Below are 21,151 nucleotides of genomic sequence, written 5' to 3' on the forward strand. Positions count from 1 at the left end.
CGGGCCCGCGCGACGCCCCCCGATGCGCGGCCGGCCGGCCCTGATGGCGCACCGGCAAATGCCGTGAAGGCCACCTCGAGGAACTTCGAGTTCCTCGAGGTGGCCTTCACGAACCGGATGCGGATCAGGAGCTGCTGCAGCTGACGCTGGGCCAGTTCCAGTTTCCGTTGGTCATGATCGTGACACCCCAGTTGTTGCCGCTGCCGTTGGGTTTCGCGATCAGCACCTGGCTGCTGGGCCAGGTGGCGTTGATGTTCCAGGTGGAGCTGATCCGTTCCGGGCTGGGCACGTTCATCGTGACGGTCCACGAGGAGGAGCCGCTGACCGAGACGTTGAGGTTGTACCGGTCGCCCCAGGACTGCCCAGCCGAAAGCGTGGCGGTGCAGTTACCCCCACCTGGCGTCGTGGGTGTCGTGGTCGGATCGGTGGGGGTCGTCGACGTCGTGGAACCCGTCGGGGTCGTCGGTGTCGTGGTCGGGCCGCCGGCGTTGAGGGCGTTCAGCACCGAGTTGTAGGCCGCCTTCTTGTTCCCGTTGCCGTCGAACAGAAGCGGGCTCTCGTTGGACCGCCAGGAGTCGCTGTCCCGCACACCCCACACGGTGATGCCGACGCAGCGCGCGACGTTCATGCACGCCTGGGTCAGCGCCGAGTACTGCGAAGTGTTCGAGTTCGTGACGTCGACCTCGGTGAGCGCCACGTCGACGCCGAGCGCCGCGAAGCTGGAGATCGTGGTCTGGAGGTTGCTCGGGACCGAACTGCCGCCGGTGAAGTGGGCCTGCAGGCCCACGCAGTCGATCGGCACACCGCGGGACTTGAAGTCCTGGACCATGCGGTAGACGCCCTGCGTCTTGGCGTAGTTCCAGTTGTCGATGTTGTAGTCGTTGTAGCAGAGCTTCGTCGACGGGTCGGCGGCGCGCGCCGTCCGGAACGCGACCTCGATCCAGTCGTTGCCCGTGCCCTGCAGGTTCGACTGACGACGGCTGCCGTCTTCGTTGTAGGCCTCGTTCACCACGTCCCAGTAGGCGAGTTTGCCTTGGTAGTGGGCCATCACCTTCTGGATGTGGTTGATCATCGCGTTGCGCAGCGCACTGCCGTTCATGCTCTGCATCCAGCCGGGTTGCTGCCCGTGCCACGCGAGGGTGTGCCCGCGGACGCGGGAACCGTGGCTGATCGCCCAGTTGTAGACCTGGTCACCCGCCGAGAAGTTGAACTGGTTCTGGTTCGGCTCGGTCGCGTCGGGCTTCATTTCGTTCTCGGGCGTCACCATGTTGAACTCGCGGGCCGCGATGGTGGTGTACGCCGAATTGCTGAGCCTGCCGGCGGCGATCGCCGTGCCGAAGTACCGGCCGGACTGTGCGGCCGCTGCGCCCAGCGTGCTCGCGGCGGCATCCGCGCCGGGCGCCGTCACCAGGACGGCCGCGGTCGCGGCCACGGTGGCCACTCCCGCCACCACCCGGCCGGCCGACGACCGCCACCACCGCCTGGGGCGCAGGTCCGACGAACTTCCTGCCATCCGTGCTCTCCTTCGATGATTTCCCCTCTTGCCAGCAGCACAGCACGCCGCCGGAACGCCACGCAAAAAGTTTCGACCGACTTTCGGGAGCTTCCATTTCGGGCTGGGCGAATCGATGAAACTTTCATGCAACCGATCACCGGATCGCGGGCCTTCCTCTTCACCGGCAAGCCGTAGCCCAACCATCGTCCCGACCGGACGTCCCTGGGAGGTGACGACCGAAACGGCCCGGGAGGACGTGCCGCCGCAGGCAGGCGCGCGTCCTCCCGGGCGGTGGCGGCGGTGGTGGTTCGCGCTCGCCGTGGTCGCGCTGCTCGCGCAGATGGCGGCCGCGATGGTCACGACGGCCGTGGAGCAGACCCCGACCATCGACGAGCCGGTCTACGTGGGCGCGGCCGTCTACGACCTCGAGCACCACAGCCTGCGGTACAACCCCGAGCACCCGCCGCTGGGCAAGCTGATCATCGCGACCGGGCTCGCCTTCGCCGACGTGCACGTCGGCGCCGCCTTCGCCGGCGACCAGACGCAGCTCGGGCGGCACGTGCTGTACGAGTCGGGCCACGATCCGGCCCGCCTGCTGCTGCTGGCTCGGCTGCCGGTGATCGTGCTGACCCTCCTGTTCGGGCTGGTCGTGTTCGCGTTCGCCCGCGAGACGGCCGGCCGGGCGGGCGGACTGGTCGCGCTGGCGCTGTACGCGTTCTCCCCCGACGTCATCGCGCACGGGTCGCTGGCCACCCTCGACGTGCCGGTGGCCGGTTTCCTGGTGACGTCGGCCTGGCTGCTGTGGCGGGCCCGGCGCCGCCCCGCGGTGTACCTCCCCCTCGCCGGGCTCGCCCTGGGCGCGGCACTGGCCACGAAGATGAGCGCCCTTCCCGCCGTGCCCGTGCTGCTGCTCCTCGCCGTGCTGTCCATCCGGCAGGCCCGCCGGATGGCCGGCGACGACCCACGGGGGACGGTCCGGCGCCTCGCGCTCGGTGCCGCGGCGGCCGTCGCGGTGGCGCTGATCGCGGTCGCCGTGGTGTGGGCTTCCTACCTCGCCGTGGACCTGCGGCTGCACCGGGTGCCACCGCCGGGCCTGCCGGCCGCCGACGGCCTGCGCGCGCTCACCGGCCTGCTGCCGCTGCCCGAGCCCTACCTCGACGGGATGCGCGTCCAGTTCGGCCTCGAGGACCGGGTGTGGACCACCTTCCTGTTCGGCACGCAGCACGTCGGTTCGCTGTGGTACTACCTCCCGGCCGCGCTGCTGGTGAAGACGCCGCTGGGCACGTCGGCGCTCTGGGCGGCCGGCGCCGTCGCGTCGGTGGCCGTTCCCCGGCTGCGCCCGGCGGCGCCGTACGTCCTCGTCCCCCCGGCCGTGCTGCTGGCCTCGGCCATGACCGGCAGCCGCGACCTCGGCGTCCGGTACGCGATCTTCGTACCGATGTTCCTGGCGATCGCGGCGGCGGGCGTGGTCGCCGTCCGCCGCCGGTGGACGCCCGTCGCCGTCGCGGCACTGGTCGTCTTCACGGCGGTGAGCTCGCTGCGGACTTTCCCGTACTACCTGCCGTACTCGAACGAGGCGTTCGGCGGCCCGGCGCAGACCCACCTGCGCCTGCACGATTCGAACGTCGACTGGGGCCAGGACCTCGGCCGGCTGGCCGACCGGCTGCGGCAGCGGTACCCGGGTGAACGGGTCTGGCTGGTGTACAAGGGCAGCGGCGTGCCGTCGTTCTACGGCATCGACGCCGCCGACCCGCTCACGGCGCCCGCGGACGCGGTGCGCGGGCTGCTCGTCGTGTCGGATTCCGCCGTCGCCAAGGCGGACGACCGCCTGGCGGCGCTGATCCGCGGCAGCACCCCGATCGACGAGGTCGGCCACTCGATCACCCTGTACCGCCGGCCCTGACCCGGCTGCCGGGCCCGGCCGCTGAAAGTTTCAGCCCGCTGCCGGGCTCCGGCCAGCGGCGACACGGGATTCACCATCGGCCGCTTGCCAGAAACAAACCGGCTGCGAACGATGGGTGCCGGACCTGGCCGCGGACCGGCGGTTCCACGGCCGGCGGCGCGGCCACTCACCCATCGACCCTCTGTGACGGAGATCCGATGCCCTTGCTCCTGCCCGGCCGGCGACGGGGACGGCTGACCGCCGCCTCCCTGCTCGCCGCGACGATGACCGCGGCGATGACCGCGGCCACGCTCGTCCCGTCCGCGTGGGCGGCCGCCCCGGCACCGCCGGCCGCAGTGCCGGTCTACCGCGACACGCACTACAGCTTCGCCGAGCGGGCCGCGGACCTCGTCGCCCGCATGACGCTCCCCGAGAAGGTGCTGCAGCTGCGCACCAACAGCGCGCCGGCCATCCCGCGGCTGGGCGTGCAGCAGTACACCTACTGGAGCGAAGGCCAGCACGGCCTCAACACGCTCGGCGCGAACACCGACCACGGCACGGCGACCGGCGGGGTGCACGCCACGAGCTTCCCGACCAACCTGGCGAGCTCGATGTCCTGGGACCCGGGCCTGATCCACCAGGAGACCACGGCGATCTCCGACGAGGCCCGCGGCATGCTGGACAAGTCGCTGTGGGGCGTCGCGCAGAACAACATCGGCCCGGACAAGAACGGCTACGGCTCGCTGACCTACTGGGCGCCGACGGTGAACCTCGACCGCGATCCGCGGTGGGGCCGCACCGACGAAGGGTTCGGCGAAGACCCCTACTTCGTGTCGAAGATGGCCGGCGCGTTCGTGAACGGCTACCAGGGCCAGACCGCCTCGGGCCGGCCGACGACGCCCTACCTCAAGGTCGCGGCCACGGCCAAGCACTACGCGCTCAACAACGTCGAGAACGACCGGCACGCGGACTCCTCGGACACGACCGAGGCCAACCTGCGTGACTACTACACCGCGCAGTTCCGGCACCTGATCCAGGACGCGCACGTGTCCGGCCTGATGACGTCGTACAACGCGATCAACGGCACGCCGTCGCCCGCCGACACCTACACCGCGAACGAACTGGCCCAGCGCACCTACGGTTTCGACGGCTACACCACGTCCGACTGCGGCGCGGTCGGCGACGTCTCCGCGCCGGGCAGCCACAACTGGGCGCCGCCGGGCTGGACCACGGCCACCGCCAACGGCGGAACGCAGTGGACGAACACCGCGACCGGGCAGCAGGTCTCCGGGCCCGCCGGCGGCCAGGCGTACGCGCTGCGGGCGGGCACCCAGCTCAACTGCACCGGCACGGAAGCCACCGTGGCCAACATCCAGGAGGCCATCAAGGCCGGGGTGCTGTCCGAGGGCGTGCTCGACAACGCGCTGGTGCACGTGTTCACCACGCGCATGCAGACCGGCGAGTTCGACCCGCCGGACCGCGTGGCCTACACGAAGATCACCAAGGACGTCATCCAGAGCGCCGAGCACCAGGCACTGGCCGAGAAGGTCGCCGCCAACTCGCTGGTCCTGCTGAAGAACGACGCGGTCCCCGGCACCGCGGCGCCGCTGCTGCCCGCCGACCCGGCGAAGCTCGGCTCCGTGGTCGTCGTCGGCGACCTCGCGGGCAAGGTCACCCTCGGCGGCTACTCCGGCGAACCCGCGCTGCAGGTGAGCGCGGTGCAGGGCATCACGACCGCGGTCAAGGCGGCCAACCCGGCCGCCACCGTCACGTTCGACGCGTGCGGCACCTCGACCGGCACGACGACGGCGGCGACCTGCTCGGCGGAGACGCTCTCCGCGCTCAAGACCGCCGACCTCGTCGTGGTGGTCGCCGGCACCGACGGGAACGTGGCCACCGAAGGCCGTGACCGCACGAGCATCGCCATGCCGGGCAACTACGACTCGCTGCTCGACCAGGTCAAGGCGATCGGCAACCCGCGCACCGCGCTGGCCGTGCAGGCCGGCGGCGCCGTTTCCCTCGCCCACGCCAAGGACGGCTTCCCGGGGATCGTGTTCAGCGGCTACAACGGGGAAAGCCAGGGCACCGCGCTGGCCGACGTCCTGTTCGGCAAGCAGAACCCCAGCGGGCACCTGAACTTCACCTGGTACGCCGACGACACGCAGCTGCCGGCCATGAAGAACTACGGGCTGACGCCGTCGCAGACCGGCGGCCTCGGTCGCACCTACCAGTACTTCACCGGCACGCCGGCGTACCCCTTCGGGTACGGCCTGTCCTACACGAAGTTCGCCTACTCGCACGTGCACGCCGACACGCGGGCCGTCGACGCCGAGGGCCGGGTGACCGTGCACGCCGACGTGACCAACACCGGCACCACGCCCGGTGCCACCGTCGCCCAGCTGTACGCCGCCACGGCGTTCGGCGTGCCCGGGGTGGAACTGCCCCGGCAGCGCCTGGCCGGCTTCGAGAAGACCGGCGTGCTGGCACCCGGGCGGACCCAGCACCTGGCCATCCCGGTGCGGATCAGCGACCTGGCGTTCTGGGACGATGGCAAGCACCGCGAGGTCGTCTACAACGGTGCCTACCGGTTCGGCGTGGGTGCCGACGCCGGCCACCTCGCCGGCACCGCCACGGTCGCCGTCACCGGCGCCCTCAAGCCGAAGACCGCGTACGTGACCGTGCAGCCCGGCCAGGTGGTGTTCGCGCCGGGCCAGAACCTCGACCTGACCGGCAAGAACCCGTGGATCGCCGATGACACCGCCCAGGCCGCGCAGCACACGCCGGCCGACCACGTCGTCGAAGCGGTGCACGACGACCAGTCGTTCGTCGACCTCGCGCACGCCCGGATCGGTTACCGCAGCAGTGATCCGCGCGTGGCCCAGGTGAGCCGGACCGGCAAGGTGACCATGGTGGCGCCCGGCGTCACGACGATCAGCGTCACCGTCGACGGCGTCACCGGCACCACGCCGGTGGTGGTCGAGCAGCCGTTCACGCTAAGCGCTCCGGCGCAGGTGAAAGCGGGCACGACGTACACCGTCACCACCACGCTGCCGAACCCGGCGGGAGCCCGGCCGTTGCGGGACGTGACGATGACGCTCTCCGTGCCCAGCGGCTGGACCGCGAAGGCCACCTCGCCGGCCACGTTCCCGGTCGTGGCGGCCGGGCAGACCGTGCACACCACCTGGGAGGTCGGGGTGCCGGCCTCGGCGCAACCCGGCAAGTTCGACGTGTCGGCGCAGGCCACGTTCACCTCGGTGAACGGGCCGGGGAACTCGGTGGACGCGACCACCGTGCTGCTGCCGCATCCGCCGTACCCGTCTTTCCCCGCGGCGTACAACAACGTGGGCGTCAGTGACGACGCCACCCCGGGCGCGGGCAACTTCGACGGCGGCAACGCCGGCTTCTCCGCGCAGGCACTGGCCGCCGCGACGCCGAGCCTCACGCCGGGTGCCACCTTCACCCACGACGGGCTGACCTTCACCTGGCCGGACGTGCCGCCCGGCAGCCCGGACAACGTGGTCGCCGGCGGGGTGGCCGGTGGCCAGACCATCACGCTGTCCGGCTCCGGGCACACCCTCGGCCTGATCGGTGCGGGCGACTACGGCAGCCCCAGCGGGACCGCGACGGTGACCTACACCGACGGCACCACCGAGTCCCACTCCGTCAGCTTCGCGGACTGGTGGGCCAACGCGGCGACCGGTGGCGACATCCTCACCACGCTGCCGTACCTCAACAACAGCAGCGGACAGCTGAACCAGCAGGTGAGCCTGTACTACGCCCCGATCCCGCTGCAGCCCGGCAAAACGGTGCAGTCCCTGACGCTGCCGGACGTCAGCGACGGGGCGAACATGGGCACGGCGGCCATGCACATCTTCACCGTCGCCATCGGCTGAGGGCGAGGTCAGCGGGTGCAGGTGAAGCCGGCGGCGCTGTCCGGATCCCCCGTGCGGTACCGGGGCCACTCCGGATAGGCGCACAGCGGCCGCGTGCGCTGGTGGGTCAGGTCGGTCACGACCTGGCCCACCGGCGTTTCTCCGGTGTGGACCCAGCGCTCGAGCGCCGAGAGCGAGTCCCAGCTCGCGGTGAAGGCGGGCATGCCAAAGCCGGCGTGGTTCGCGCCCGGCACGACGTAGTACCGCAGGAAAGCCCCGGTCGCCCGGGGGCCCAGCACGCTGCGCACCCGCTCGTAGTAGTCGCTCGTCGAGTACGGGGAGACCAGCTCGTCCGCGGCGCCGTGCAGCAGGATCAGTTTGCCCCCGGCCCGGGCGAACGGGCCGAGGTCCGCGTTGTTGCGATCCTCCACAGTGGACAGGTCACTGATCCGGCCGAGCCACCGGCCGGGGCGGCGGGGATCCACGTCCAGTGCGTTCTGCCGCGGGTCGCGCGTCAGGAAGTACTTGACCCACTGGTCCCAGTACTGCATGCCGTAGCCGCTCGTCACCGGCATGGGGTCGGCCGACGCGGTGGTGCCGAACCCGAGGAACGGCGTCCGCATGTCCGCGCCCGACAGGAACGGGAAACCCGGGTACCCGGTTTCGCCACTGGCGATCCGGTACGGCCACCGGAACGGCGACGACATGGCGATCACGGCGTCGATCTGCGGATCCGACAGGCACGCCGGCCCGGTGTCGGCCCCTCCCAGGCAGCGGAGCGCATGCGGATCGAAGTGACAGCCGCCGGGGTTCGAGACGACCTCGTCCTCGACACCGTCCAGGCCGTCACAAGCTTCGATGACTCTGTCGTAGAGCAGAGTTTGCTTCGCGGGCCCGGGGAACGCGCCGGGCTGGGACAGGATCTGCGTCAAGTAGCCGAGGTCCAGCACCTCGGCGAGGTTGTTCCACGCCGGGTAGGCGGAAATCACGCCGTCGAACGCCGTCGGCCACCGCTGGGCGACGACGAGCGCCTCGCGGCCGCCGGTCGATCCTCCGGCGAAGAAGACTTCGGTGGGCGTCGCCGCGTAGGCGTGCCGGATGAGGAACAGGCTCGCGTCCCGGGTCTTCTTGAGGGCGTCCCCGGCGGCGAAGTTGGTCAGTGCCTCGTCGTTCAGGCCGAACGACCCGTCCAGGGACGGCGGGGACGCCGGGTTCTGCCGGTGGCCGGAGTCGCTCGCGAAGACCGCATACCCCCGGGCCAGCGGCACCGGGCGGTCGGCGGGCCCGAACGGCACGTTCGCCGCCAGGTCGGGAATGGTCCCGTCGTACCCGCCACCGCCGAACATCATCGCCTTGCCGTTCCAGCTGCGGGGCAGAGCGACGCGCAGCTCGATGGCGGGCGCGGCCGGGTCGACGGGAAAGAGGTCGGCGTCCACCCGGCAGTACTCCCCACCGCCGGGACCCGACGCGAGCGAGACCGCCGTGACGCGGCCGCCGGTGGTCGGCAGGCTCATGACCGGCGCGGGAATCCGCAGCCCGGCGAGCCCGGCGCACCCCGGCACCGCCGAGGCCGCGGCGGCGGGTCCGGGTACGCTCGCCGCCAGCACCAAGATCGCCGACACGGCGAGCCGGCCTGCTCGCCTCATACCGGCCTCTTCTCCGCGTCCCGCGGGACTTCGGAGCCGTGGAGGTGGGCCCCCGGGACGGCGTGCGGATCGGCCCGGACCTCGGCGGGGTTCGTCTCGGGCAGGAACCACGCACTGGCGAAGGTGATCAGCCCCATCACCGCGATGTAGGCGGCGACCGGCAGGGTGCTCCCGGTCTTGGCGATGAGCGCGGTCATCAGGAACGGCGTACCGCCGCTGACGATGATCGCGGAAAGCTGGTAGGCCAGCGACGCACCCGAGTAGCGCACAGCGGGCGCGAAGAGTTCGCCGAGGAAGCTCGCGATCGGGCCGTAGGTGAGGCACTGGAACGCGAAACCCACCGCCACCGCGACGAAGATCAGCGGCAGCACGGCGGTGTCGACGAGCCAGAAGTACGGGAACGCCCAGGCGGCGACCCCGAAGCCACCGATCAGGATCAGCGGACGGCGGCCCACCTTGTCCGAGAAGTACCCGGACCAGGGGATGGCGACGAGCATCGCCGCGGAACTGAGCAACACGACCGCGAGCAGCGCGTTGCGCTCGAGCTTGAGCGTGCCGGTGCCGTAGCTCAGGAGCCCGGAAATGCTGACGTAGAACAGGCTGTTGGTGGCGGAGAGGAGCCCGCAGCCGAGCAGGATGGTCCCGCCTTTGCTGCGCAGGACCCGGGCGAGAGGGGCCCGCACCACCGGATCTTCGTGGCGCGACACTTCTTCCCGCAGCCGGCGGAACTCCGGGGTGTCCTCCACCTTGGCCTGGATGTAGAGCACCACCCCGAACATCACGACACTGAGCAGGAAGGGAATGCGCCAGCCCCAGCCGAGGAAGGCCGCGTCCGGCATCAGGCCACTGGCCGCCACGAAGATCAGGTTGGACAGGATCACGGCGACGGGCACGCTCGTCTGCCCGAAGGTCCCGGCGAAGCCGCGCCGCTTGGGACCGGCCGACTCGGTCAGCAGCAGGACGATGCCGCCCCACTGCCCGCCGGCCGCGAGGCCCTGGACGAAGCGCAGCGTGACCAGCAGGATCGGGGCCAGTGCCCCGGCGGTCGTGGCGCTGGGCAGGCAGCCGATCAGGAAGGTCGCGGCTCCCATCGTCGCCAGGCAGGCGACGACCACCGGCTTGCGCCCGTACTTGTCCCCGAGGTGCCCGGCGAGGACCCCGCCGATCGGCCGGGCCACGAAGCCGGCCCAGAAGGTGCTGAAGGCGAGGAGGGTGCCGGTCAGCGCCGAGGAGTGCGGGAAGAACACCTTGGGGAACACCAGTGCGGCCGCGGTGCCGTAGAGGAAGAAGTCGTACCACTCGATCGAGCTGCCGATGAGCCCGGCCGCCAGCAGCTTGCGGAAGGCGCGGCGCCGGGGTGCGGACCACCCGGAGCCGGACTGCCGTTCGGGTGGGCTGAGCGGGATGGCCATGGTTGCCGCCTTCGTCGGGGAGCGCAGGCAGGTGATGGCGGTGATGTTAAGGCGCCGTTACGCTGCGGACTGAGGTATGGACCACCCACTCCTCCCAGCGCCTCGGTGGGTCTTTCGCCCACCCCGGTGCGGAGGAGGACGGCACCAGGAGGACAGCACCGAGGAGGACGGCACGGTGACCAGTGCGGCGGAACCACGCCGGCAGCGTGAACTGGCGTCGTTGTACGCGACCGTCAAGTCGCTCACCGCCCTGGGCGAGCTCGACCAGGTCCTGCAGTCGATCGTCCACCACGCCCACGACCTGATCGGCACGGACTTCACCTACCTCTCGCTGGTCGGCGCGGACGGCAGGCTGTCGGCCCGCGCGTCGGACGGCACGATTTCGGCCGAGTTCCTCGCCGCGGCGATCCCGGCCACGGTGGGGCTCGGGGGCCGGGTACTGGCCTCCAAGAGCCCGCAGTGGGTGCGCGACTACGCCACCTCGACGCTCATCCAGCACGACCCGGACTTCGACCGCCTGGTCGTCACCGAGGAGCTGGTCGCGCTGCTCGGGGTGCCGCTGGTGATCCGCGGCGAGGCGGTCGGTGCCCTGTTCGCCGCGGACCGCTCCGAACGGTCCTTCCAGGCCGAGGAGATCGCGCTGCTGAACGCGTTCGCCGATCACGCCGCGGTCGCCCTCGACAACGCCCGGCTCTACGCGGCGAGCCGGACCGCGTTGCGGGAGCTGCGGGTCGCGTACCGGAAGATCGAGCGGGCGCAGGCGATCCACGAAGCCCTGACCGGCGTCGTGCTCGGCGGCGGGACGCCGGGCGACGTGGCGCGGCACCTCGCCGACCAGCTGGGCGGGAGCGTCACGCTGCTCGACCGGGCGGACGAGGCCGACCTGGCCGTCGCCGTCGAAGACGCCCGGCGTTCGGGCCGCTGCACGGTCTCGGCAGGGGCGGACGGCACCACCCGCAGCGTCGCCGCGATCCAGGCGGGCGACAGTCACCTCGGTGCGCTGGTGTGGCGCCGGAAAGCAGCCGGGCCGCCGGACGACACGGACCTGCGGACCCTCGAGCGCGCCACCCACATCCTGGGGCTGCTCATCCTCAAGGAGCGGGCCGTGGCCGAGGCAGGCGAACGGCTGAGCGGCGAGCTCCTGACCGAACTCATCGTCGGCAGTCCGGGGATCGGCCCCGCCCAGCGCGCCCGCACCCGGGCGCGCGGCATCGACGCCGACCGCCTGGAACTGGTCCTGGTCGCGGACTCCCCCGCGGTGCCGCCGGCGGACCTTGCGCGGCACCTGCACGACATCGCCCGCGACCGCGCCGGGCTGGCCGGCGAACACCTGGGCCGGGCCACCATGATCCTCCCCCACACCGACGACGACCGGACGGTGGCGGAGGTCCACACCGGACTGCGGCGCACGCTGGGCTCGCCCGTCATGGTCGTCGGCGAACTGGCGGCCGGCCAGGACTGGGCACGGGCTTTCTCCCTAGCCGGTCGATGCGGCGCCGTGCTGCGCGCGCTCGGCCACACCGACGTGGGCGCCACCACCCGGCGGTATGCGTTGTACGCCATGGTCTTCGACCCCGAGCGGGCCGGGGAGCTCGACCGGTTCCTCACCGGCGCCATCGGCGCGCTCCTCGAGTACGACCGCCGGCGCGGCACCGACCTCGTCGGCACCCTGACCACCTATTACGGGCACCGCGCCAACGTCGCGGCGACCGCCCGCGCGCTGCACCTGCACGTCAACACCCTGCTCAAGCGGCTGGACCGGATCGGCACCGTCCTCGGCTCCGGCTGGCGCCACGAGAACGACCTCGAGCTGCAGCTGGGGCTCCGGCTGCACCAGCTCCGCGCGATCACCACCGGGCCGTCCTGCTGAACCGCGTCAGGCCAACACCGTTCCCCACCCGGCCCGGTGCGCGACCACCCACGCACGGGCGCCCGGGTGCGGCTGCGGTTTCGAGCGTGTCGCATGGGTCATGGGGACCTGGCACGGAGTTGTCGGCGGATTCAGCCGTCGCGTGCGGCAAACTCAACGACCGCAGCAGCCAACTCACTGCCCGGAACGGCCAACCCGGTGAGTTGGTCGTTCCGGGCGGTGAGTTGGTCGTTCCGGGCAGCGAGTTGGTCGTTCCGGGCGGTGAGTTGGTCGTTCCGGGCAGCGAGTCGTGCGGAGTCGCCGACAGCACTGAGCTACGACAGGATGAAGCAGCGGTACGCCGAACTCGGGTTCCGCGAGGAGTTCGGCGCGGTGACCGAACTCCTCGCGGCCCGCAACACCACGATCGAAGCATCGCTGACCCGGGCATCACGGTCTGGGAACCGTTGCGCGCGCTCGGCGCCGGGCCGGGCACGCGGGTGGCGGTCGCCGGACTCGGCGGCCTCGGGCACCTGGCGGTCAAGCTGGCGGTCGCCCTCGGCGCCGAGACGACGGTCATCAGCCGCTCGGCCGGGAAGGCCGCCGACGCGACCCGCCTCGGGGCGCGCGAGCTGCTGGTGTCGTCGGACCCGCGGCAGCTCGCCGCCGCCCGCGACCGGTTCGACGTCGTCATCGACACCATCGCCGTTCCCCACGACATCGGTCCGTACCTGCGGCTGGTCGCCCTGGACGGCACCCTCTGCCAGGTCGGCCACCTCGGCTCGGTCACGCTCGAGACCCTGGACCTGCTGGTGGGCCGCAAGAAACTCACCTCGGCGGGCAGCGGCGGCCGGACCGGGACCGCCGCCATGCTCGACTTCTGCGCCCGCAACGGCATCACCGCCGACGTCGAAGTCGTCCCCTCGGCCCGGGTGAACGAGGTCCTGGACCGCTTGTCCCGCAACGACGTCCGCTACCGCTTCGTCCTCGACCTGGCCGACCTCGACCAAGAGGCCGCGAGCTGACCCGCTCCGCCACGACCCTGGCCTGCCTCACCGCCTCGTGGGCGGCGAAACAGGCCAGGTCCTCTCCCTCGAGGCACTCCGGTCGAGGTCCGGCGGGACGGCGGGCTACCACCGCCGCCGGAGCGTCAAGAACCGCTCCACTGCTGGTTGGCTCCGCCGTTGCAGCTCCAGACGATCACCTTGGTGCCGTTGGCGGTCGCGGCGCCGGTCACGTCCAGGCACAGGCCCGACTGGCCGTTGGTGACCGTGCCGTTCCCGGTGAACGTCCACTTCTGGCCGGTCCCGCCGGTGCAGGTGGCGATGACCGCCGCCGTGCCGGCGCTGGTTCCGCCGCCCGCGGTGTCCAGGCAGCGCTTGGTCGAACCGGAGTACACGCTCAGCTCGCCCGCGCTGCCGCGGGTCCACTGCTGGTTCGTCCCGGAGTGGCAGTCCCAGATCGCCAGCTGGGTCCCGGCGGTGGTCGCCGAGGCCGGCACGTCCAGGCACCGGTTCGCCGCGACCGCGCGCACCGGCCCGGTGCCGCCCGGGTCGGGGTCGGGAGTGCCGCCGTTCAGCACGTCGAGGACGGCGGTGTACGCCTGCTTCTTGCCGTAGTTGCCGTCGAACAGCAGCGGGGTGTCGCCCGAGCGCCACGAGTATTTGTCCGTGACACCCCATACCGTGATGCCGGTGCAGCGGGAGACCGCCATGCACGCCTGGGTGACCTGCCGGTACACGTTCGCCTGGCCGGACCCCGAGCCGCCGACGTCGAGCTCGGTGATCTGCACGTCGACCCCGAGGTCGGCGAAGCGCTGCAGGTTCGCCTGGTAGCTGCCGAGGTTGGAATTCGAGCCGAGGTGGCTCTGGAAGCCCACGCAGTCGATCGGCACGCCCCGGCTCTTGAAGTCCCGCACCATGTTGTAGATGCCGGTGCTCTTCGCGTTGATGCCGTCGGTGTTGTAGTCGTTGTAGCAGAGCTTGGCGTTCGGGTCGGCCGTGCGGGCGGCGCGGAAGGCGTCCTCCATGTAGCCGTCACCGAGCTTCTGCTGGAAGACCGACTGCCGGCGGGCGCCGTTCTCCTCGAACGCCTCGTTGACCACGTCCCACGCGATGAGCTGGCCCTTCCAGTGGCCGGCCACCTGACTGATGTGGTTCAGCATCGCCGAGCGCAGGTTGTTCGCGTCCAGCCCGCTCACCCAGCCGGGCAGTTGCTGGTACCACACCAGCGTGTGCCCGCGGATCTTCATGTTCCGGCTTCTCCCCTGGCCGGCGATCTGGTCCCCCGGGCCGAAGTTGAACTGGTTGCGGTTCGGCTCGACCGTGTCCCACTTCATCTCGTTTTCCGGGGTGACGCCGTTGAACTCCGCCCCCCACGTGTTCACGTAGGCCGCCTCGCCGAGGTGGCTCGTGGAGATGGCGGCACCGTAGTACCGTCCGCTCTGCGCCGCCGCGGCTCCGAGGGTGTTCGCCGCCCCGGCGACGCCGGGCGAGAGCACCAGGGCCGTCGCCGAGAGGCCGGCGACCGCGAGGACGGTGACGGCGGTCCGGAGACGACGCCGTGGGGATGAGCCGGTGTTCATGGGAATCCTCGTTTCGTCGCGGGACGGGCTCAGCCCAGCGTCCACTGCTGGTTGCTGCCACCGTTGCAGGACCACAGTTCGACCGGGGCGCCCTCGGCGGTGGAGGCGCCGGTGACATCCAGGCACAGGCCGGATTGACCGCCCGTGACCGTGCCGTTGGAGTTGACGGTCCACTGCTGGTTGCCCTGGCCGTTGCACGACCACGTCACGACCTTCGTGCCCGCGGTGGTGCCCTGGCCGGACGCGTCCAGGCAGAGGGTCGCCCCGCCGAGAGTGGCCGTCAGCTGGCCGCTCGACGTGCGCGTCCAGGCCTGGTTGGCCTGGCCGGTGCAGCCGGCGATCTGCAGCTGCGTGCCCTGGGTGGAATTCGGGGCGGCCAGGCACTTGCCCGCGCCGACCGCGTGCAGCGGGCCGGTGTTCGTGGTGCTGCCGCCGGTGTCGTAGCCGGCCGCGACGACGTTGGCCTGCACGGCGTTCTCCGTGGCGTCCGACGGGTAGCCGGACGTCATGACCCCTTCGTAGAAGGTGCCGGCGGATCCGATGCTGTTGTCCCCGCCGGTGCCGAGGATGATGGCGCCTTCCTTGCGCATCGGGTTGTAGCCCGAGACGTTCGGGCGCACGCCGTCGTAGAACGTCGACACGCCACCGGACTGCGCGTTGCCACCGCGGATGGCCCACCGGTTCTGGCCGCCCTTGATGATGGCGGTCAGGAAGCGGTGGCTGATGCTCGGGTCGTTGGCGTTGTAGTGCTGGTTGACCCCGGAGAACAGGCCGTTCTCGAGGTCGGCCATGATCCACGGGCCGTTGCCGGCACCGTAGCCCCAGACCTTGATGTTGCCGAAGTAGATGGCCTCCATCGTGCCGTTGCCGTTGTCCCGGCTGTTGCGCTCGGCGTTGCCGTAGTCGAAGCAGCAGCCACCGTTGTAGTGCGTACCGTCGAAGATCGCGTACATGCCCTCCGGCTGATCACCGGTCGCGACGCCGTTGGTGTTGTTGTTGCGGTAACCGGTGCCCGGCGCCACGAACACGCCGTAGGCCTTCTGCCCGCCGACGGTGATCGGCGCCGCGGCCGCGTTGGCCAGGTTGTCGTACCCGCCCGCCGCCGGGCCGGAGAACCCGCCCGGCGGTGCCTGCGTGAGGTGGTTGTTGCGGCCGGACTGGTCGTAGATGACGGTGATCAGGCACGTCGTACCGGCACAGAACGCATCCTGGGCCGCGGCGTCCGCGACGCCGCCCGCAGTCAGGAGCCCGATGTTCCGCGTCGTGTTGTCCGAAGCTCGCCGCACCTGGTACAGCGAGCCGCTGTACGCGCCATACAGCGCCCGGGTGGTCGAGTGCGCGGCCACGCACGGCGTGCCGCCGGCCGCGTAGATGTCGCACGGCCCCTGGGTGGCCGCTTGCGAGGTCGTGGCCGTGCCGGCCACCGCGCCCGCGGCGAGTGCCACGGCCGGCCAGAGTCTTTTCCAGCGAGCATTCATCGGCGAACTCCTTTGTCCGGACGAAGTGCCTAGCTCCGGGTCCACTTCTGGGCGTTGCCACCCGTACAGGTCTGCAGGGTCACCGGCGTGCTGTTCGCGGTGCCGTTCCCGCTCGGCGTGAGGCACAGTCCCGACTGGACACCGGTGATCGTCCCGTCGGTGTTGGCGTTCCACTGCTGGTTGGTCCCGCTCGTGCAGTCCCAGATGATCGCCCGGGTTCCCGACGTCGTCCCGGCACCCTCGGCGTCGAGGCACTTGCTGCCGTACACCTGGAGCTGCTTGCCGGAGGTGAGGGTCCACTGCTGGTTGCTGCCGCCGTTGCAGTCCCACAACGTCACCTGGGTGCCGTTGGTCTGCGACACGCCCGGGACGTCGAGGCAGCGGCCGGCACCGGTGTTGCGCAGCACGGAGGTGGACCCGCCACCCGAACCGTCGACGGAGAGGTTGTCGAACTGCGCGGTCTCCCCCACGCTCGTGCCGATGCCGACCTGGCCGGCCGGGAAGGTGCCGTCGGTGATCGTGCCGAGCACCGTGCCGTCGACGGAGGCGGTGATGGTACTGCCGGAGAAGCCCAGCGCCAGCTTGTGCCAGCTGCCGGTGCCGAGCGCGGTCGTCGTGCCGGTGCGCAGGGTCGTGTTCTGCTGGCTGGTGTTGTTGCGCCGGATCGACCAGGCGCCGGTGTCGCTCACCCGCAGGTAGTACGCGTTCAGCGCCCCCTGGTTGCCCGTGTCCTGCGAGCCGGCCCGGCCGAGCAGCTCGACGTACCCGGGCTTCTCCAGCAGCACGTCCGTGCTGAGCGTGTAGTTGCTCCAGGCCACATTGCCCAGGAGCGCGTAGGGGTCGACGAACTTCTTCCACGGGATCGTCTTCTGCGTCGCGGACTGGCGGACGCAGGTGCCCGCGCGGCCGGCGCCACAGGCGGAGGTTTCGAAGGCGCCCTCCATGTCCATCAGGTACTTGGCTTCCTTGCCCTTCGCGTACCCCTCGAAGTCGTCGCTGTAGGGCAGGTTGAGCGAGCCCTGCGGCGGGCTGGTCGCCGTGCCCTTGCCCTGCCCGGTGGTGGTCGTGATCGAGTACAGGTAGCCGGGCTGGACGGTCAGGGAGAAGGCGCCGCCGGACGGCGTGATGTCGGTGCTGTGGACGAAGTGGTCCGCCGGGTTGTTCGAGTTGAGGTTGGTCGACCACACGTGCACCTGGCCGGTGGACAGGCCGCCGGTGACGTTCAGGTTGAGCGTCTGGGCCGACGTGGCGTCCATCGTCTCGATGATCGTGCTGTAGTCGGTGTTGTTCGGCGACTTGAGCGAGACGTAGCTGCCGTTGTTCCGGTTCCCGCCGAGGTAGCCGCTGGAGGAGTCGAGGTACTTCCAGCCCGGCGCGGTGAACTGCGTCGTGTGCGCCAGCGCCCACGCGTCCTTGCCGACCGAGTAGTAGCCGGACCACGGCTGGTTGGCCAGGATCAGCCCCACGGTCGGCCACGGGATGTTCGGCGTGACGGCGGCGATCAGGTCCCAGTTGAGGTAGGCGGTCATCTTGCCGTCGAGGTAGACGCGGTTGATCCCGCGGGCCAGCGGCTTGGCGCCGTCGTTGTAGTCCTGCGAGCCGTTTTCGCTGGACCACAACGTCTTCCCGGTGTTCGTGACGTTCGCCGGGACGCTGCAGGAGGTCTGCGCGCTGAGGTAGCCGCAGGTGTAGTGGGCGCTCAGCACGTCGGTCGCGTTGCGGTAGGCCGTGTTGGTCGGGATCGCGCTCGCGGGACCCCAGTCGCCCGGCCACGAGTCACCGGAGATGACTTTGATGGCGCTGTACCCGTTGGCGTTGAGCGCATTGCGCAGGGTGACGGTCCAGTCGGCGCTCCACTGCTTCTCGTTCTGGACGCTCGTGAGGTAGTCGATGCTCAGCCCGTGCTGCTTGGCGCACCCCAGCCACGACAGGTAGTAGTCCGTCAGGTCGTTGGAGAAGAAGGTGCCGTTGCCGATCCAGCCCGGTGCACCCCAGGGCAGGCCCACGAGCTTGATGCCGGGGTTGCGTGCCTTGGCCTGTTCCATGAGCCACCACTCGTACCCGCGGTTGCAGTCGAGATCACCGCGGAAGTGGGCGTGGCTCGGCTCCGCGCCGCTGGTGGAGTTGGTGTCCCCGCCCATTTCCACCTTGAGGATCTGCAGGGCGGCGCCGTAGCCGGGCTTGAAGAGGTAGTCGAGGATCTGGCCGCGCTGCGGCTCGGGGTAGTCGATCAGGAGGCGGGTGTTGCCCCCGCCGCCGCTGACCGCGCCGACGCCGTCGAACGTGCGCCCGCCCGAACCCCCGTTGATCGTGATCGAAGTGGCGGCCTCGGCCGGCGCGGCGGTGACGGCGCTGCCGGCCACGGCCAGGACGATCGCGGTGACCGCCGCTGCCGCGGTTCTCACGCTCCGGAGCAGGGTCGCGGGCATGGTTGTCCTCACTTCCGACGAACGGGTGGCGCCCACCGAAACTTTCGGGGCCGGAGAAATCGATCAATCAGCGGACGGGAAACGCACCGGTCCACCCGGAGAGGCACGCAGAACACCGCACATGGGAACCCCATCTTCGTCGATGGCGAACACGCTGGACGTTAACGCTAACAGGGAGATCGGCCGCCGAACAACCGCCGATTCCCGGCGCCGCCCGCATCGTGCGGGAACTCGCCTCCGAAGACCCGGACGCCGAGAATCGGCGCAGGTCACGCCCCTGAACCGGATCTTGGCCGCCCACCGGTTTCCCGCTTCACACCGGTGTAATTTTCTTGCCGCCGGAGACGGCCGGCACCGGAACCTCTTTCCGATCCCGCTTTCCCCGGCTACAGTCCCGAAGCACTGGGAGCGCTCCCAGTTCTTCGGGACCGGCGTTACCAGGCATTCGAAGGAGAAGGTGCATGCGAAGCAGGACAGTGGCAGCCGGTGGGCTCGCCGCGCTGGCCGTGACCGGCGTCGTCGCCACGACCACGTGGGCCGGCGCGCAGGCCGCCGGGTCGGCGTACTACACCGACCCGGGCACCAATGCGGCCAAGTGGGTCGCGGCCAACCCGGGCGACTCGCGCGCCGCGGTCATCCGCGACCGCATCGCCGCGGTACCCCAGGCGAGGTGGTTCACCACCACGAACACGTCCACGGTGCGCGGGGAGGTCGACGCCTACGTGGGTGCGGCGGCGGCCGCGGGGAAGATCCCGATCATGGTGGTCTACGACATCCCCAACCGCGACTGCGGCGGCGCCAGCAGCGGTGGCGCGCCGTCCCAGGACGCCTACCGGGCCTGGGTCGACCAGGTGGCGGCCGGCCTGGCGGGCCGGCCCGCGGCCATCGTGCTCGAACCCGACGTGCTCGCGATGATGACGAGCTGCCAGAGCAGCGACCAGCAGAGCCAGACGACGGCGTCGATCGCGTACGCCGGCAAGCGGCTCAAGGCGGGCTCGTCCCAGGCGAAGGTGTACTTCGACATCGGGCACTCCGCCTGGCTCTCCCCGGGCGACGCCGCGACGCGGCTGCGGGCCGCCGACGTCTCGAACAGCGCCGACGGCATCTCCACCAACGTGTCCAACTACCGCGCGACCGCCGACGAAGTCGCCTACGACAAGGCGGTCCTCGGCCAGCTCGGCAATTCCCGGCTGAAGGCCGTGATCGACACCAGCCGCAACGGCAACGGGCCACAGGGCAGCGAGTGGTGCGACCCCGGCGGGCGCGCGATCGGGACGCCGAGCACCAACCAGACCGGCGACAGCCAGATCGACGCGTTCCTGTGGATCAAGCCGCCGGGCGAGGCGGACGGCTGCATCGCCACGGCCGGCCAGTTCGTGCCGCAGCGAGCCTACGACCTCGCCATCGCGGCCGGTCCGGTCCAAACCACCACCCCGACCACGCCCACCACCCCCACCACTCCCACCACCCCGACGACGCCCACTTCCCCGACCACCACGACTCCGCAGCCGACCGGCGGCTGCAAGGTCACGCAGCGGGTGATCAGCAGCTGGCCGACCGGGTACACCGCCGAGATCGTCATCGAAAACCGCGGCGCCCCCCTCACCGGCTGGACGCTGACGTTCTCCGCCCCCGGCGTGACCGTCACCCAGGGCTGGAGCGGCACCTGGAACGACACCGGTGACGTCGTCAAGGTCGCCAGCATGTCGTGGAACGGAAACCTCGCCACGGGTGCGACGACCTCGATCGGCTACAGCGCGAGCTACACCGGCAGTACTCCGCCCTTCGTGCAGCCGGCACTGAACGGAACCGTCTGCTCCTGATAACGCTGTCCGCCGCGAAGGCCTCTTCGGGATTCTTCTTCCCGGGGAGGCCTTCGTGTGCGGCCCCTACCGCGAGGCCGGCTGCTTCGGCGTCCGGCCCAGCCGTAGCGCGGAGACGAGGAAGAAGATCCCGCCCAGCGTCGCGTAGCCCGCCAGTGCCGTCAGCGTCGCACCGTCCATTGTGGCCTGAACCAGGAACGAAGTACCGGCCACGGCGGAGATCGCGCCACTGAGGATCATCGGCCACTGCCCGCCCAGGCCGCGCCGGACGACGCCGACGACGAGCTGGACGACACCGGCCGCGATCGCCCAGCTGCCCCACACCCCCACGACGGCCGGGATCCCGGACGAGGCCGCGACAGCCAGGCCGGCGCCGGCGAGCAGGCTGATCGCGACGTTCACGTACAGCGCCACGACGGGCTTGCCCGCCTTCGCCGAGCGGGCGTCCAGCACCGCGGCGACGACGTCGAACAACGGGTACGCCACCAGCAGCGCGACGCTGACCGGCCCGAGACTCGACGCCGTCGCGACCAACGCTCCCGCCCAGACGAGGGCGAACGCGAACCGGACGAAGTAGAGCCGCCGCAGGGACTGCGTGCTGCCGACGGCCGGAACGGTGGTGGTCGCCACTGCGTCCTCCAGGTAGATAGAACGATCTGTCTTGTCTCGCCGAACTATGAC

Annotated in this window: 12 protein-coding genes; 5 read left to right on the plus strand and 7 right to left on the minus strand. The window is 70.8% G+C overall.

Features of this window, described 5'->3' with window-relative positions:
* Window positions 1-124 precede the first annotated feature (124 nt).
* Window positions 125-1,513 carry an endo-1,4-beta-xylanase gene (locus tag AB0F15_RS38305; protein WP_360281547.1) on the minus strand — a complete coding sequence of 463 codons (1,389 nt, stop codon included), beginning with the start codon at window positions 1,511-1,513 and terminating at the stop codon, window positions 125-127.
* A 211-nt stretch (window positions 1,514-1,724) separates the two neighbouring features.
* On the opposite strand from AB0F15_RS38305, the gene AB0F15_RS38310 reads away from it, so the two are divergent.
* Together AB0F15_RS38310 and AB0F15_RS38315 are read left to right on the plus strand one after the other, a co-directional pair.
* Window positions 1,725-3,398, plus strand: coding sequence for a phospholipid carrier-dependent glycosyltransferase (locus tag AB0F15_RS38310; protein WP_360281549.1), 1,674 nt, complete (start codon window positions 1,725-1,727; stop codon window positions 3,396-3,398).
* A gap of 197 nt (window positions 3,399-3,595) precedes the next feature.
* Window positions 3,596-7,270, plus strand: coding sequence for a glycoside hydrolase family 3 C-terminal domain-containing protein (locus AB0F15_RS38315; protein WP_360281551.1), 3,675 nt, complete (start codon window positions 3,596-3,598; stop codon window positions 7,268-7,270).
* Window positions 7,271-7,278: 8 nt separating this feature from the next.
* Here the strand turns inward: AB0F15_RS38315 and AB0F15_RS38320 are convergent, their stop codons facing one another.
* Window positions 7,279-8,895: a tannase/feruloyl esterase family alpha/beta hydrolase gene (locus AB0F15_RS38320; protein ID WP_360281553.1), complete on the minus strand. Its 1,617-nt coding sequence runs from the start codon at window positions 8,893-8,895 to the stop codon at window positions 7,279-7,281.
* Window positions 8,892-10,307, minus strand: coding sequence for an MFS transporter (locus tag AB0F15_RS38325; RefSeq protein WP_360281555.1), 1,416 nt, complete (start codon window positions 10,305-10,307; stop codon window positions 8,892-8,894). Before AB0F15_RS38325 ends, AB0F15_RS38320 begins: the two co-directional genes overlap by 4 nt.
* 175 nt (window positions 10,308-10,482) lie before the next feature.
* On the opposite strand from AB0F15_RS38325, the gene AB0F15_RS38330 reads away from it, so the two are divergent.
* Both AB0F15_RS38330 and AB0F15_RS38335 read left to right on the plus strand, forming a co-directional pair.
* A complete protein-coding gene (locus AB0F15_RS38330) occupies window positions 10,483-12,177 on the plus strand; it encodes a GAF domain-containing protein (RefSeq protein WP_360281557.1) in 1,695 nt (564 codons plus the stop codon).
* Between the two features lie 446 nt (window positions 12,178-12,623).
* On the plus strand, window positions 12,624-13,181 hold the full coding sequence (locus AB0F15_RS38335; RefSeq protein WP_360281559.1) for a zinc-binding dehydrogenase: 558 nt from the start codon (window positions 12,624-12,626) through the stop codon (window positions 13,179-13,181).
* Between the two features lie 125 nt (window positions 13,182-13,306).
* On the opposite strand, the gene AB0F15_RS38340 is transcribed toward AB0F15_RS38335, so the two are convergent.
* The 3 genes from AB0F15_RS38340 to AB0F15_RS38350 are packed head-to-tail and all read right to left on the minus strand — an operon-like array spanning window position 13,307 to window position 18,647.
* The gene (locus tag AB0F15_RS38340) at window positions 13,307-14,740 is read right to left on the minus strand and encodes an endo-1,4-beta-xylanase (RefSeq protein ID WP_360281561.1); all 1,434 of its coding nucleotides are present in this window, start codon (window positions 14,738-14,740) and stop codon (window positions 13,307-13,309) included.
* Window positions 14,741-14,769: 29 nt separating this feature from the next.
* A complete protein-coding gene (locus AB0F15_RS38345) occupies window positions 14,770-16,218 on the minus strand; it encodes an arabinofuranosidase catalytic domain-containing protein (RefSeq protein ID WP_360281563.1) in 1,449 nt (482 codons plus the stop codon).
* A 29-nt stretch (window positions 16,219-16,247) separates the two neighbouring features.
* The gene (locus AB0F15_RS38350) at window positions 16,248-18,647 is read right to left on the minus strand and encodes a ricin-type beta-trefoil lectin domain protein (RefSeq protein WP_360281565.1); all 2,400 of its coding nucleotides are present in this window, start codon (window positions 18,645-18,647) and stop codon (window positions 16,248-16,250) included.
* Between the two features lie 476 nt (window positions 18,648-19,123).
* Between AB0F15_RS38350 and AB0F15_RS38355 the strand changes: the two genes are divergently transcribed.
* Window positions 19,124-20,470 carry a glycoside hydrolase family 6 protein gene (locus AB0F15_RS38355; protein ID WP_360281581.1) on the plus strand — a complete coding sequence of 449 codons (1,347 nt, stop codon included), beginning with the start codon at window positions 19,124-19,126 and terminating at the stop codon, window positions 20,468-20,470.
* Between the two features lie 66 nt (window positions 20,471-20,536).
* Here the strand turns inward: AB0F15_RS38355 and AB0F15_RS38360 are convergent, their stop codons facing one another.
* Window positions 20,537-21,100: a hypothetical protein gene (locus tag AB0F15_RS38360; RefSeq protein WP_360281567.1), complete on the minus strand. Its 564-nt coding sequence runs from the start codon at window positions 21,098-21,100 to the stop codon at window positions 20,537-20,539.
* Window positions 21,101-21,151 lie beyond the last annotated feature (51 nt).

This window comes from Amycolatopsis sp. NPDC026612, assembly GCF_040638285.1.
Classification (GTDB): Bacteria; Actinomycetota; Actinomycetes; order Mycobacteriales; family Pseudonocardiaceae; genus Amycolatopsis.